The organism is Sporolactobacillus sp. KGMB 08714 (assembly GCF_036598985.1).
Lineage (GTDB): Bacteria > Bacillota > Bacilli > Bacillales > Sporolactobacillaceae > Sporolactobacillus.
Window position 1 is genome coordinate 84,268 of record NZ_JAUUBW010000004.1, and the last position, 14,446, is coordinate 98,713.

Sequence of the window (14,446 nt, forward strand, 5' to 3'; positions counted from 1 at the left end):
AACGGCAGAAACGTGCTGCCGGGATCTGCCTGAACTGAATGGCAAGTGAACACCCGTCCTCTTATTCACAAAAACGAAGAGGACGGGTGTTTCTGCTTTCCATATAAAAAAGATCAGCCCGATCGCGGCCGATCCGTTTGCCTGACAGTTCACATTTCTTTCAGCCCCAGCACCAGATCCCTGACTTCTGCAACAGAACTGAGAATGAAATCCGCACCGTGAGCCTCCAGTTCGCCGCGGGCCTTTTCTCCCGAGAGCCCTGTCAGGACGCCGGCAAACCGGCAGCCGATCTGCTTAGCCGCAAGCAGATCGGCAATCGAGTCGCCGACGATCAATGTTTCGCTGCCGCCCGGCAATTTTTCCGGCTCGCGCGCCGTCCATCGTTTGACATTGCTGTCTTTTCCATGATACGACAGCAGATAGGTGAACGGATGAGGTTTGGCAAGAGGGGCGGCATCATACTTTTTTTCGGCGGCGAGTACATCGTCTGCCGTCACGATATGGTTATCGTCGAGCGTTTCCAGCCAGTGCAGATAGCCGAACGGCTTACAGGTCTCAAGGCGCGGACGGCCGGTTGCGATTCCGACCTTAAGGCCGCTGCTTTTAAACTTCAGGAACATATCACGGACAAAAACCGGTTCCGCAAGGGTCACTTCTTCATTCAGAAAACCTTTCTTCCCGGGCTGGACAGACGGTGCTCCGGTGGATGTCAGAATGTTCTCGTCACCGACATACCATTCCTGCGATGCATGCTCGCCGATATGCCAGAAGGTGCTCTTCGGCCTGAACGCATTTGTTTGGATGCCCAGCCTTTTTTCGGCGATCTCATTAAGATAAAGGATCAGCCCCTGTTTCGTCGCCTCTGTTTCGGAAAAATCAACTAAGAAACGCCTGAAATCCGGCCTGACCGGATAAACTTTGAACCATTCCCTGAATATAGCGAGCGTCTCCCCGCCGATCGGTTTCTGCAGCAATGCCCCCGCTTCCCGGCGGACCGCATCCGGCAGTTGTCCCGCCAGATGAATCAGCTGTTCCGACAGGGTCATATAAATCATATCCCAGTTTGCATTCATGCCGCGCGATTTCATAAAAGTCAGCACGGCGTCGTTTTCAAAAACTTTGCCGCGGATTTCCGCGATTTCCTGATCGCCGTATGCCGTTCTGAACGTTTTTTCCCCGCTCAGGCCGAGATAGTTTGCGCTCATCAGTACTTCCCATACAGTCAGGGCCGATGCATCAAAATAGCGTTCCTCGCTAAGGAAAACACCGTCCACATCGAACAAAACCGTCTTAATCATGACTCCACCGATCCCCTCGTCATTTTTTTCAGTGTATCATAAAAGACGCACTTTGTGTGTCCGCCTTTTTCAGGCTTTTAAATGCCCTTTACTTCGGAACCTGCTGGCAGGCGGCCTGTTCGCCGTCCGCTGCGCACGAATCGGAAGAGAGTCCCCGCAGCGATTGAACAAAAAAAACATTTTAAAGCTTTTTTGAAAATGTTAAACATTTCATTGCACGGTTTATTGGTTAATTCTGTTCACTTTTTTCACGTAAGGCACTGCTCCCTTTTCGCCGTAATGGCCCTGCTCCGCTTGATTGATGCTTAAGGCTTTCTGAACGATCGCCGCAAAAGCGTGCACGGATTCATGCGGCAATCCGACCAAACTTCGCTATTTTTATATGCGGCAGGGCCTATTTCCCCGACAGCGTACGGCCTTTCTGAGCCATAACGACCCAGTTTTGTCCGCCGTTTGTCGTTGAGTAGGCATCCCCGCCGTTCGTCAGAACAACCGATTCCTGATCATGCACAGGACTCGCGACAATTAACACGAGCCGGTCGCTCTCTACGCTCCCCATGTCCAGATTAATGGCTTTGCCCGCACTCGGAATAATGCTGTATAATCCCGTCTGCTGTCCGATTGTCCCGGCAAGAAGCGAAACCTTTGCGCCAAATCCGTAGGCGACGCAGCTCACGTTCTGCCCTCCCAGAATGGTCTGGAAACTGCGCCCGCCGTTTGCCGTAAGGAACAGCCCGCGGGTCGTTGCGACGGCAAACGCAGCCGTGTTGCGGGGGTGCGCCGCGACGGCATTAATACTTCCCCGGATTCCGTTCAGCCGTCTCTGAATCCAGGTTTTCCCGCCATCATCCGAAAAGGACAGGATCACCCGGTTTCCATTCTCTTTCAGCCGGTAAAGCGCGGAAGTGGCATAGCCCGCCGCCCAGGCACCCCCGTTTCCTGCGCCGGAAATACGAAACGCCGTTTCCTTTTGACCGGCAAGCGTCTTCTGCTGCCCTTCCGTTCCGTCCGGGGAAATCTGTATGTATCCATTTTTCACGGGCAGAAAACGGCTGCCGGCAGGATTCCGCGACGATGATTCTTTTTTCCAGATCCCGTTTTCATAAGAAACGATTCCGGAAGATGAGGCGATCCATAACTTCTTCCCGTCTTCCGTATACCCGCTTCCCGATACTCCGGCGAAAGATACGGCCGGCCGGTTGCCGCTTCCTGCAGAGCGTACAGAATAAATAAGCCATACAGAAAGTCCGACCAGCAGCAGGATCAGAATGATTTTGGCAACCAGAAGCCAGAAAACAAGCTGATAACTCTTCTTTCCCGATCTCCCGGTCTGAGTATGATCTTTATCTTTGATAGACTGGCTTCCCTTATCTTCCATTTCTGAAACAACTCCGCTTCGTTCCGAATCCGATATTCGCCGCAGGATCAGCGAACGACGAACATCTCTGATTATTTTATTCGTTTTCGATACCGATGCACAATAATCCTGCTCAGTTTGAGAAAAACAGCCCGTCCTTCATAATTATAAGGATACTGGAGCAGATAAAGAAAGGCAACGATGCCTGCTCCGATCTCAACCCTTGTCCTAAAAAAAAACGTCCGTTTTTCGGACGTTCATGAATAGGGGTTGCTGTCTTCTATTTTAGAATGCGGCTTTTTAATTTTGAACAATATGTGAAGTTTTAGACAGGATTTCTCTCTGATGAAAAAAGCTTTCCTCCCGTGCCGAATAAACGGCGGACGGCCGCAGCAATGCCCATCACGATGGACCGTCTTTCAAGCAGACAATTCTGAAGGAAACGGCGGACGCTTATCGGCCGGGGTTTACACTTTCAATTCGCTGACTTCAGCGCTCAGTGTCTCCGCGTCATCCAGCAATTCCTGAATATATCCGAGGATACGGGTCAGCTGTTCCTCCTGAAGATGGGCGCCGTCGGTCACTTCTCTGACCGTACCAAAAGTCTCTTTCGAGATATCCGCAGTCTTTTCCGCCTGTTGCGAAATGGCGTGCATGCCCGCCTGCTGCTTTTCCGCAAGCTGCAAAATCGATGAGATACTTTCTACAACGCGGTCGATCGCTGCCTTCATATCTGTCAGCTGCTGCTCGGTTTGCTCCGCTCTTTTGGCCTGCTCCCTGCCGAGTTCCGATTGTTTTCGGCTCTTGTTCAGGGTCTCTTTGACTTCCTTCTGCATCGACAGAATATCATTTTGAATGGCAGCAGCCGACCGGGCACTTTCCGAGGCAAGCTTCTGAACCCGGGCCGCAACAACGGCAAAGCTGCGCCCTGCGTCCCCGGCCCGGGCCGCTTCAATATTGGCATTCAACGCAAGCATCTGCGTCTGTTCGGCAATATCGGAAACTTTCCCGACAATTTTTCCGATGCTCTGAGCATGTTTTTCAAGCTCGTCCGTCTGCTCGGACATCGTTTCATTTGAATGATTGACGCGATGGATGCCGTCGATCAGATCGCGGACCGACTTCGAGCTGGTATCCAGCCGGGTGATCATCTGATTGGCCAGGCTCTGGGAATGATGGGCGCTCTCCCTGATTGAACCGGACAGTCGAAGGCTCTCCTGCACCAGATTCAGCACATTGTCCGATGCGGAAGCCTCATCTGCTGCTCCTTTCTTAATCTTGTTCATACGCACGGTGACATTCTTTGCCGCGCCGGAAATCTCCGCAGAAGATTGATTCAGTTTGTCGATCCGTTGAAAAGTGCTGTACGTGTGCGACTGAATGCGTTTCACAATTTTTTTCAGATAGCCGATCATTCTGCCCAGACCTTCGCTGAGCGTTTCAATCTCGTCGTGCGACCGTTTTGTCGGAATTTCAATATCCAGGCGCCCTCCGGCGGCTTCCTGAATTTTTTCTCCGATTTCCTCAAGGGTCCCGGTCAGCCAGCGTGCCGCAAAATAACCGAGGATCCCCGACCAGATTACACCGAGCAGCAGTGTCAGCAAGTCAAAAAGCCAGGCAGGTATGAACCCGAAAAAAAGAGGACCTAATATGAAGATAAAAAAAGCGCTCGTTCCATAAGTGACAATGGCAACAGCCACCATTCCCAACACGATCTTCTTGGCCAGACCGAAATTCCAGTTCTTCATTTGTTCGACCACCTACATTTCTTGATTGATTGTCAATAGAACATTTCCCGTCTCATATGTAATCGTATCCATCAGCGAAAGAACAGGCAACCGCTTTCATTTTCACATTTTTATTTTAGAGTAACTTGTCGGGGAATAAAAGCCGGGAAATAACTATTTCTCTCTGTCCAGTAAATATTTTCATAAACTGGTCCCGCTTCCAATCGTTTCTTTTCGACAAAAAAGGCGCTGCAGAACCGCGCTGCAGTGCCTTAGGATTATATTTTATGCAGAGAAAATTCACAGCAATACAAAAGCCAATTCTTTTCTTCGTTTTCTCAGCCTTCGGTCACTTTAATCTCGCTTTCAAGATTGCTTCTTGAAAGATTGGCCTTCAGGAACGAGTCGGTTTCCGGAGTATACAGAGTCTGATGCGTTTTCTTGTCAATCTGTACCGTCCCGCGGTCAAGGACGTAATCGAGAACATGGCCGCCGCCTCTTCTTTCCTGATCGATGAAGTGGAAATGAAACCCGGATACAGCAATGCCCTGCGCATACGCCGGCGTCCAGAAACCGACAATCGTCCCCTTCGTATTTCCAAAATGAAAGACCGGCTGCGACTTTACAGCCTCAGTCATCGGCACCGGTTTTTCCTGATATGCAACCGTGCGTGTACGAACCTCCCTGAACACACCGTCGATCCGCAATGCATAGAACAGATTGTCGCTCGGAATGAGCCGATGTATCTCTTCTTCAAAAGCAGCTTTATCAAGAGGAGAAACGATTTCTTTTGTTATCTGCGGACGAAAATAGGTGAGCGAGCAAAAAGGCGTCATATCCCCGCTCTTCAGCGGTGTTGCTGTACCGTCGCCGCGCAGGCGGTAAAATTGATCGTCGAAACCGATCATCTCGCCGTCCAGGTGAGCGAAGGTACCGATGCCGAAATCGCCGTGTTCCTTGATCTGTTCATAAGTCATCGCTCCTTCAAAAACACCGTCCAGCAATGAGGTCATCGTTGAAAGCTGAAAAATGGCGCCAAAATCCTTTCCGCTTATTTCTGCAGCCATTGCCATGATATTGCCCCTTTCTTATTATTTAAAAGGATCCCTGATCCGGAAATCAGTTCAGCTGGTTCGGAATCAGGCTCTTGCCGAGCGCGATATTGTCACGATAATCGACTGGAACATCAATGACAACGGGGCCGTCCTGAACGGCCAGCCCTTCCCGGAGGACGGTTTCCAGTTCTTCCGGTGCGTTCACGCGCAGGCCTTTCGCTCCGAATGATTCGGCATATTTGACAATATCAATATTGCCGAAGTCGACGCCGGACGTACGATGGTACTTGATCTGCTGCTGGAAGGCGACCATGTCGTACGTCCCGTCGCGCCAGACGATATGAATAATCGGAAGTTTCAGTCGGACTGCCGTTTCCAGTTCCATGGCCGAGAATAGAAAACCGCCGTCTCCGGAGAGCGATACGGTTTTGGCGCGGCCGTGAATCAGGGAGGCCGCCATCGCCCACGGAAGTGCGACGCCGAGCGTCTGCATCCCGTTGCTGAACAGGAGCGTCTTCGGTTCATACGAACGGAAATGGCGCGCCATCCAGATGTAATGGGACCCGACGTCGCAGGTGACGGTCGTGTCGTCGCTGATCAGCTGGCGAAGCGTGTGAATCAGACTGAGCGGGTGGACAAGACGGCTGTCGGCCCGTTTCGGCGGCTCATCGCGCGCGTTCAGCCTGGTGCGCATTTCATCAAGGACATTCATGTTCGCTTCCGTGATATGCAGATGCGTCATTTTTTCTTTGATCCGATTGACCGTGCCCGGAATATCGCCGACCAGTTCAATGGACGGCTGATAAAAGTGATCGATATCGGCCCGGACTTCATCCAAATGAATAATTTTCCGCTTGCCTGAGTTGTTCCAGAACTTCGGATCATACTCCACCGCATCATAACCGATCGTCAGCACGACATCTGCTTTCTCAAGCACAAGATCTCCCGGCTGATTGCGGAAAAGACCGATACGGCCGAAAAAATGTTCCTCCATGTCACGCGGGATCAGCCCTGCCGCCTGAAAGGTTTCTACTACCGGGAAAGAGATTTTTCTGAGCAGCGACCGGACGGCGGAAACCACCGAAAAGCGGTTAGCCCGCATGCCGGCCAGAATGACGGGCATTTTCGCATTTTTCAGCGCTTCGACAGCCGCGTCGATCGATTCTTCGGCCGCCGTGCCCAGTTTAGGGCTTTCCAGCGGTCCGAGCGCAGCGACCGTTGTTCTTGCGCTCATCACATCCTGGGGAAAGCTGACAACACTTGCCCCCGCCGGCGTCGATTCGGCGGCCCTGAAGGCGTTGGTCACCACTTCGGGAACATTTTTCGGATCGACAACTTCTGCGCTGAACTTTGTAATCGGCTGGAACAAAGCGGCATTATCCATCGACTGATGCGTCCGCTTCAGCCGGTCGGCACGGGGGACGGCACCGACCAGCGCGACAACCGGGTCATTTTCCACATTGGCAGTAGCGATCCCTGTCGCCAGATTCGAAGCACCCGGCCCCGACGTGACGAGGCAGACGCCGGGCTTGCAGGTGATCCTTCCGACGGCAGCCGCCATAAAAGCCGCATTCTGTTCATGACGGCAGACGATCAGCTCAGGCCCCCGATCCTTAAGCACATCGTAAATCGTATCGATTTTTGCGCCCGGGATGCCGAAAATATACTTCACTCCCTGTTTTATCAGACAATCGACAACCAGTTCCGCTCCGGTAGCAAGCAGCGTTTCATTTTCTTTCTCAATTCGGCTCACTTTTTTTCACTCCTTCACGTATTTGTATCCGTGTACCCAATCGGATTTTCTTTCTCCGAACCGTTTGCTTCAATTAAATTTTTTATCAAAACAGCGAATTTATTCGCGTAAAAAGTATTGACATAGCTGTGTTTTTTCTCAACAAATATTTTACATCGCGTCTTTACGTATGTGAAATATATTATTCTCTAGTATATAATACACAAAAAGAATCAATTGATTTTGAAAGCGCAGACATTTATAATGAAGCTAGTTTCAATCGAAGAGGAGATCGACGCAGGATGGAATTCCGACATTTACTGTACTTTATTACGGTTGCAGAAGAGCTTCATTTCGGCCGAGCGGCTGCGCGTCTGCAAATGACCCAGCCACCGCTGAGCAAACAGATCCGGCAGCTCGAAGAAGAAATAGGCGTTACGCTGTTCAAGCGGACGAAAAGGCACGTTGAACTGACGACGGCAGGCGCCATCTTTCTGCCGGAGGCCAGACGGATTCTTGTCCAGATGAGACAGGCTGTCGATACGGTTCAGAGAGCGCAGCGCGGCGAATTCGGAAGGCTTGTGATCGGGTTTGTCGGATCGGCGACCTATGATATTCTTCCCGAGATTATCAGAGAGTACCGCCGGAAATTTCCTCAGGTCGCTGTCGTTCTCCACGAATTATCAACGCCCGATCAATTGAATGCGCTGATCGGAGGACGGATCGATGTCGGACTGCTGCATCCCCCCGTCAACGGTTCGCTCATTGAAGCAGAACCGGTCAAAAGCGGTTTTTGCGCCCTTTCTCTCCCGAAAAACCACCCTCTTGCCAAAAAAGCGAAGATCCGAATTGAGGATCTTCGCGATATGCCTTTTATCGTCGTCTCGCGCGATATCTGGCCGGGCCTTTATGATGAATTTCTCTCATTGTTTCAGAATGTTGATTTTACCCCGAAAATTGTTCAGGAAGCCACCGAATATCAAATGGTCGTCGGACTTGTTTCCGCCGGCATCGGCATCGGCGTCGTCCCGGCCACCGCAGAAAAGCTTTTTAATCTGGAGGTGGTTTACCGGGAAATCGACGGATTCCCGCTCAAGGCGATACTCTCCATGGCGTATCTGAAAAAGAACACAAATCCGGCTTTGAAACAGTTTGTCACCGTAACCCGGCGGGTGCGCAGCGCCGGCGACTGAACGGCTACTCGATCAGGCCGTCGTCCTTGCTCTTGCGCCTCAGCCGGATCAGCCGGATGATGTGGAGAATACAGGTTTTCGCCATCGCATAGGCCGGAACGGCAAGAATCATGCCGATCGGCCCGATCCATTTTCCGGAAACGAGGAGAAGAACGATGATGGTTAGCGGATGCGTGTTCAGCCGTCTGCCCATGACGAGCGGTGAAATCAGGTGCCCGTCGAGCTGCTGAACGACGATTATCACCGCAAGGACAAGCAGCGCCTTTGTCGGCGAATCCATCAGTGCGACAACGACGGCCGGGACGGCGCCGAGAATCGGTCCGAGATACGGGATAATATTGGTAACCCCGACAATCAGGCCGAGAAGAAGACTGTACGGCAGTCCGATCAGTGCGAATCCAATACTGGAATTGACGCCGACAAACGAAGCGACAATAATCAGGCCGTGTATATAGGAAGACAGTGTGGTACTCAGGTCATTCAGAATCTGGTCCACTTCCCGATGATACTGCTTGGGAAAAAAGCGGGAAACGGCTCCCGGCAGTTTGTTCCCGTCTTTCAGCATATAAAAGAGGATAAAAGGGACCGTGACGACCGTCAGCGCCACATTAGTAACCACATTGAAAAACAGCGACAGCCCCGAACTTGCCTGATTCATAAAATTATTTACCCCGTTCAGCACATCCCTCTGAAGCTTATCAATCGAATAATAGTTTTGATTAATCAGCCACTGAAATCCCCGCGTCCCGGCAAGCCGGTCAAAACTGCGACTCCAGCTGCCGATGTAATCCGGCAGCTGGCTGAACAAAGCGCTGACCTGATTGCCGAGAGGCGGCCCGACATTGACGACAAGCAGAACGATCAGGCCGGTCAGCACGACATAGATAATCAGGATGCCCAGCGTCTTCGGGACCTTGATGCGCTGAAGCAGTTTAACAAACGGGCTGAGCAGGAAAAACAAAAATCCGGCTACAACGATCGGGAAAAAAAGTGTCGAAATCAATGCTGCGAGCGGGACAAAGATGAACGAAATTTTGGTGAGGATAAAAATGAACAGGGCCAGGGCCAGGAGTTCCAGCGTCCAGAAAATCAGCTTTGAATGTTTTTTCATCACGTCGGATCATCACACCTTCAGGAGCGGATGGGGGAAAACTCTGCTCTTCAGATTCGCCCTCTTATTTTATTATAGCGGTCAACCGTCCTCAGAATCAATGAATAGCCGTCTCTCGTAACACATGCGGAAAAACCCGGCAAAACAGCCCCGGACGGTTCCGGCCGCGCAGAATGAAGTAGCTGAGGCTGGCGGGCAGCCGTATTTTAGGGTTATAATAATGAGAATGCGGACTTGAGAAAAAGGACGTGGACGGATGACTATTCTCTCAATTCTATTGGCAATTATTCTCATTTTAAATTTTTTTCTCGGGGCTGCGGTTATTTTTCTTGAACGAAAGAGTGTCAGCTCAACCTGGGCATGGCTGATGATTCTCAACTTTATTCCGGTCCTCGGTTTTATTTTGTATCTTATTTTCGGCCAGAATCTCAGCCGCCGCAAGATATTTAAATGGGACCACACGGTTCACAAACGCACAAAGGAAATGGTCCGGCGGCAGATGAAAGCGATCGTCGACCGGGAATACCCGTTTACCCAGCCTCCTCTTAAAGATTATCACGAACTGATTTATATGAATCTCAATAATGATGAGGCGCCGCTTACACTAAATAACAGCCTGACCGTTTATACGGACGGAGAGAGCAAATTCCGGCAGCTGCTTCAGGATATTCGTTCGGCGAAGCATCACATCCACATTGAATATTATATTTTCCGGAGCGATTTTCTCGGCAACGAAGTGATTGATGCTTTAATCCAGAAGGTCAGGGAGGGGGTCGTTGTCCGTCTGCTTGTCGACGATGAGGGATCGCGGAAGCTTTCGAAGAAACTGGTGCGCCGGCTGACACAGGCCGGCGGGAAATTCCAGACCTTTTTCCCGGGCCATCTGCCGATTCTTAATATGCGGATCAATTACCGGAATCACCGCAAACTGGTAATTGTCGACGGCCAGATCGGCTATATCGGCGGATTTAACGTCGGCGATGAATATCTCGGGCTCAGCAGCAGATTCGGCTTCTGGCGCGATACGCACCTGCGCATCAAAGGCGAAGCGGTCAACAGCATCCAGTCCCGCTTTCTGCTTGACTGGAATCAGGCGTCCAGGGAAATGGTTCCCTTTCAGTCCTACTACAATACCGACCAGACTACAAAATACGGGGAGGTCGGTATCCAGATCGTTTCCAGCGGTCCGGATAAAAAATGGGAACAAATTAAAAACGCATTTATCAAGATGATTTTATCAGCCAGAAAAAGCGTCTACATACAAACACCTTACCTGATCCCTGATGAAAGCCTGATGAACGCCATATGCATCGCCTCCCTCTCCCACGTCGATGTGCGGATCATGATCCCGAATAAACCGGACCATCCGTTTGTTTATTGGGCGACGTATTCGAATGTCGGCATCCTGCTTGAGGCCGGCGTCCGCGTCTTTCTTTATCAGAACGGGTTTCTGCACGCAAAGACGATCGTCGTTGATGACCGGCTGGCGACCGTAGGCACATCCAATCTCGACTTTCGCAGTTTTATGCTCAATTTCGAAGTCAATGCCTTTATTTATCACCAGAAAACGGCCCGGCAGCTCGCCGAAATATTCAAGAAAGATATGAAGCAGTCCAAAGAACTGACGATGGAGGGTTATAAGAAGCGGCCTCCTATCATCCGGTTTAAAGAATCGATCTCACGGCTTCTCTCTCCGGTACTTTGATGCAAACCCGCAAACACAAAGAGCGTCTCATCCGTCGATTTTTCGACTTTGAGGCGCCTTTTTTATAGTCGGCCGCGATCCGTGCCGCTCACAGCATAACCGGCAATGCCGGCCGACCTGGCAGTCATGACTCCATCATTCTAAAGAAAACCCGTCTGATGGGGCGAAAGGTATTCCTTATTTTATAAAAAACAGACCGATCGGTCCTGCGGGGCATGGCGTTATGCCGGACAGCCTCAGCGGCCCGATTCCGCCCTATACTCATAGGGGGACAGCTGTTCATATTTTTTAAACATTTTTGTGAAGGAAGCGTTGTATTCATAGCCAACCTGGTATGAGATCGCTAAAACGCTTAGTTCTGAATCGCGCAGAAGTTCTTTTGCACGGCGAATGCGCAGGAAATGGATATATTCTATCGGCGTCATATTCATTTTTTTCTTGAACCAGCCGCAATAATAGGAAGGCGTATAGTGCTCCATCGCCGCCAGTGACTGAATCCCGATTCTTTCCGTGTAATGTTTGTTGATGAAGCGGATCGACGCGCTGACAGGCTGATCGGCAATTTTCCGCAGCACGTAATTTAATAAAAGAGCGACGTCCTCTTTATTGCCGTTCGCCGCTTCGGCGAGCACCAGTTCTTTAATCGGCCGCCAGGCGGCATCGATCGGCCAGTGCAGACTTTCCCGTTTGTCCGGGACATCTTTGAAATAAAAGGCGGCATCTTCTTCCGGTATTGCAATCACCAGGCTTTCATTAGACACCTGTGAAGAGGCCGCGTACATCTCCCGGAAAGGCAGTAAGCACATCTCGGAGTCGGAAACCGTCCTGCGGCCGCCCGCCGTTATCAGCGTGACCGTTCCGTGGATCGGCATCATCAGCTTGAAATGCGTGGTGCAGCGGTAGCGGCGTTCTGCAGCAAGCGACGTAAAGTAGTAATATAACTTTTCCATTGAGATCGGTCTGCTCCTTTTTACAGTGTTTCTCAGGCCCCGCGCCCGGCCGAGTATGACGGGGACAGGTTTCGTTTGCGGCGGGCTTTATCTGCCCGTGCAGAAAGCGGCCTTTCCGGCTTCCCCGCATATGAGGAGTATATCAAAAAAAATATGACGGGGTTGTGACGATGCTGTTAATGTGCGGCGGTCCGGCGGGCGGCCGGTTTCCAAAATCATGATTTAAAGGAACAGACGTCAATAAATATGCACTTTGCAACCGCATTCTCATAAATACGAACAAAATCAATCAAAAAAATGGAAAAGAAATCGAAAAATGTTGCCATTATACTCTTCCTGTTATCGCACTATTTATAAAATCTTCAGGGGGAAACATTAAAAATGCATCAACTCGTCGCGGAATTTCTGGGGACGGCCCTAATGATTATTTTCGGGGTCGGCGTCCACTGCTGTGAAGTGCTGAACACTTCCAAATACCAGGGATCGGGCCATATTTTCGCCATCACTACATGGGGCTTCGGCATCACCATTTCCCTGTTTATCTTCGGCAATGTCAGCATTAATCCGGCCATGGTCCTCGCACAGGCCATCCTGGGAAATATATCCTGGAGCAATGTCATTCCATACAGCGTTGCGGAAGTGCTCGGCGGAGTCGCCGGATCAATTGCCGTGTATATTGCCTATGCCGATCAGTTCAAGGCATCCGTCGACATAGACAGAGTTAAAATCCGCAATATATTCTCCACCAATCCGAACGTGCGCAATCTGCCGCGCAATTTTTTCGTTGAATTTATCGACACGTTTATTTTTATTACTGCTATTCTGGCCATCGCCAAAGTGCAGACACCAGGTATCGTCCCGATCGCCGTCGGCCTGCTCGTTTGGGCAATCGGCATGGGTATGGGCGGACCGACAGGATTTGCAATGAATCTTGCCAGGGATATGGGACCCCGCATTGCTCACGCGATCCTTCCGATCCCCGGAGGCAAAGCGGACAACGACTGGCAGTACGGCATCCTTGTTCCGGGCCTTGCCCCGTTTCTGGGGGCGGCCTGTGCCGCTCTCTTCGCAAAAGGGTTCCTGGGTCTGTAAATCCGGACCTTCCTGCAAATAAACGCTGCGCTCCCCCTAAACCGGGAGCGGCAAAATACTGCTTTTTCCGGACTCAAGACCAAGGCGGGCAGCCGAAGATACACGGCTGTCCGCCTTCTTCCTGTCCATAGGCCGTCCGCGAACGCAGGATGCGCAGGAGAAGACTGTTTAATCACGTCTGCAGCAGCCGGCTCCGGTCCCCGGAAAGGCCTGATCCGGACAAGGGCGCCATCGCAGGCGCTCCTTTCGCGGGACCGGACAGAAACAAAAGCGGGGCAGCCCCGTCAATCGATGTTTTCGATGACACGGGCGCCCCGCTCTGCAGTATGGATCATTCAAAACATTCCGGACAGCTTCTTTTCCTTTCGGCTGAGGTACTTTCTTAAATTTCACTCTTTCTGCTGAAAAAGCTTTTAAGCCAGACCAGTATAATCGGGATTAAAGAGACGAAGACAATCAGCAGCACGATGATCGAAAAATGAGCCTTGATAAACGGGATCTGCCCGAAAAAGAAGCCCGCCAGCAGCCCCAGCAGCGTCCAGGCAGCGCCGCCCAGCACATTATAAAAGAAGAAGAACGGATAATTCATTCTGCTGCCTCCGGCGATAAAGGGAATGAATGTACGGATGAAAGGGATAAACCGGCCGAGGAATACGGCAAAGCCGCCGTATTTATTAAAAAAACGCTCGGCTTTATCCATTTTGTCCTGATTAATCAATTTACGGAAAAGATGGTGTTTCTCCAGCGTCAGACCGAGTTCGCGTCCGATCCAATAATTGACGGTGTCGCCAAGCACAGCGGCGAAAATAATCAAAAGAATCAGCAGCAAAAGATTGAGTCCTGAACTGCTGTGCGCGGCAATCGCACCCGCAGCGAACAGCAGAGAATCCCCGGGAAGAAAGGGACAGATCACCAGGCCCGTCTCAATGAATATGATCACAAAAATAATTCCGTACGTCCATCCTCCGTATTGATTGACGATGGTCAGAAGCAACCGGTCAATATGTAAAAAAACATTGATGATCCATGATAAAGCATTCATGTCTACGTCTCCCCCGACTGTCTTATTTATGAGCATTCTTCGTGTTTTATCCTACCGGAAATCGGATCAATAATAAACCCCAATCATGATCCCAGTCTTGGTTCAGTTTATCTTCTTTTTCTGAAAGAAAACTGAAAAGGCGGGCGATCCCTCCGTTTCTTCATCGCCCGTCCTCAGTAGAAAA

The 14,446-nt window shown here is 50.8% G+C and carries 11 protein-coding genes; 3 read left to right on the top strand and 8 right to left on the bottom strand.

Annotated features, from left to right (window positions below; translation table 11 throughout):
- Positions 1 to 149: 149 nt before the first annotated feature.
- The 5 genes from Q6A92_RS02950 to alsS all read right to left on the bottom strand — a co-directional run bounded on the left by Q6A92_RS02950 (position 150) and on the right by alsS (position 7,190).
- Positions 150 to 1,298: an HAD family hydrolase gene (locus Q6A92_RS02950; protein WP_332236980.1), complete on the bottom strand. Its 1,149-nt coding sequence runs from the start codon at positions 1,296 to 1,298 to the stop codon at positions 150 to 152.
- Positions 1,299 to 1,692: 394 nt separating this feature from the next.
- Positions 1,693 to 2,676, bottom strand: coding sequence for a group-specific protein (locus Q6A92_RS02955; protein WP_274397809.1), 984 nt, complete (start codon positions 2,674 to 2,676; stop codon positions 1,693 to 1,695).
- Between the two features lie 446 nt (positions 2,677 to 3,122).
- A complete protein-coding gene (locus Q6A92_RS02960; protein WP_274397810.1) occupies positions 3,123 to 4,403 on the bottom strand; it encodes a methyl-accepting chemotaxis protein in 1,281 nt (426 codons plus the stop codon).
- Between the two features lie 317 nt (positions 4,404 to 4,720).
- Positions 4,721 to 5,449 (bottom strand): acetolactate decarboxylase, encoded by a 729-nt coding sequence (budA, locus tag Q6A92_RS02965; protein ID WP_332236990.1) that lies wholly within the window; start codon positions 5,447 to 5,449, stop codon positions 4,721 to 4,723.
- A 52-nt stretch (positions 5,450 to 5,501) separates the two neighbouring features.
- Positions 5,502 to 7,190, bottom strand: coding sequence for an acetolactate synthase AlsS (alsS, locus tag Q6A92_RS02970; RefSeq protein WP_332236981.1), 1,689 nt, complete (start codon positions 7,188 to 7,190; stop codon positions 5,502 to 5,504).
- A gap of 281 nt (positions 7,191 to 7,471) precedes the next feature.
- Between alsS and alsR the strand changes: the two genes are divergently transcribed.
- The gene (alsR, locus tag Q6A92_RS02975; RefSeq protein WP_274397812.1) at positions 7,472 to 8,362 is read left to right on the top strand and encodes an acetoin biosynthesis transcriptional regulator AlsR; all 891 of its coding nucleotides are present in this window, start codon (positions 7,472 to 7,474) and stop codon (positions 8,360 to 8,362) included.
- 4 nt (positions 8,363 to 8,366) lie between these two features.
- Here alsR and Q6A92_RS02980 read toward each other — a convergent pair whose 3' ends face one another.
- A complete protein-coding gene (locus Q6A92_RS02980) occupies positions 8,367 to 9,473 on the bottom strand; it encodes an AI-2E family transporter (RefSeq protein WP_274397813.1) in 1,107 nt (368 codons plus the stop codon).
- A 256-nt stretch (positions 9,474 to 9,729) separates the two neighbouring features.
- Between Q6A92_RS02980 and cls the strand changes: the two genes are divergently transcribed.
- Positions 9,730 to 11,178: a cardiolipin synthase gene (gene cls, locus Q6A92_RS02985; RefSeq protein ID WP_332236982.1), complete on the top strand. Its 1,449-nt coding sequence runs from the start codon at positions 9,730 to 9,732 to the stop codon at positions 11,176 to 11,178.
- A 236-nt stretch (positions 11,179 to 11,414) separates the two neighbouring features.
- Here cls and Q6A92_RS02990 read toward each other — a convergent pair whose 3' ends face one another.
- Complete coding sequence (locus tag Q6A92_RS02990) at positions 11,415 to 12,128, bottom strand: helix-turn-helix transcriptional regulator (protein ID WP_274397815.1); 714 nt, start codon at positions 12,126 to 12,128, stop codon at positions 11,415 to 11,417.
- A 381-nt stretch (positions 12,129 to 12,509) separates the two neighbouring features.
- Here Q6A92_RS02990 and larD point away from each other — a divergent pair, with 381 nt between their 5' ends.
- Positions 12,510 to 13,220: a D/L-lactic acid transporter LarD gene (gene larD / locus Q6A92_RS02995; RefSeq protein ID WP_274397816.1), complete on the top strand. Its 711-nt coding sequence runs from the start codon at positions 12,510 to 12,512 to the stop codon at positions 13,218 to 13,220.
- Positions 13,221 to 13,602: 382 nt separating this feature from the next.
- On the opposite strand, the gene Q6A92_RS03000 is transcribed toward larD, so the two are convergent.
- On the bottom strand, positions 13,603 to 14,262 hold the full coding sequence (locus tag Q6A92_RS03000) for a VTT domain-containing protein (RefSeq protein ID WP_274397817.1): 660 nt from the start codon (positions 14,260 to 14,262) through the stop codon (positions 13,603 to 13,605).
- Positions 14,263 to 14,446 lie beyond the last annotated feature (184 nt).

Bases quoted from the DNA above. Each gene is read 5' to 3' on its own strand.
- Q6A92_RS02955 (WP_274397809.1), bottom strand. From the start codon at position 2,676: ATGGAAGATAAGGGAAGCCAGTCTATCAAAGATAAAGATCATACTCAG.
- Q6A92_RS02950 (WP_332236980.1), bottom strand. From the start codon at position 1,298: ATGATTAAGACGGTTTTGTTCGATGTGGACGGTGTTTTCCTTAGCGAG.
- cls (WP_332236982.1), top strand. From the start codon at position 9,730: ATGACTATTCTCTCAATTCTATTGGCAATTATTCTCATTTTAAATTTT.
- Q6A92_RS02980 (WP_274397813.1), bottom strand. From the start codon at position 9,473: ATGAAAAAACATTCAAAGCTGATTTTCTGGACGCTGGAACTCCTGGCC.
- budA (WP_332236990.1), bottom strand. From the start codon at position 5,449: ATGGCTGCAGAAATAAGCGGAAAGGATTTTGGCGCCATTTTTCAGCTT.
- alsR (WP_274397812.1), top strand. From the start codon at position 7,472: ATGGAATTCCGACATTTACTGTACTTTATTACGGTTGCAGAAGAGCTT.
- larD (WP_274397816.1), top strand. From the start codon at position 12,510: ATGCATCAACTCGTCGCGGAATTTCTGGGGACGGCCCTAATGATTATT.
- Q6A92_RS02990 (WP_274397815.1), bottom strand. From the start codon at position 12,128: ATGGAAAAGTTATATTACTACTTTACGTCGCTTGCTGCAGAACGCCGC.
- Q6A92_RS02960 (WP_274397810.1), bottom strand. From the start codon at position 4,403: ATGAAGAACTGGAATTTCGGTCTGGCCAAGAAGATCGTGTTGGGAATG.
- Q6A92_RS03000 (WP_274397817.1), bottom strand. From the start codon at position 14,262: ATGAATGCTTTATCATGGATCATCAATGTTTTTTTACATATTGACCGG.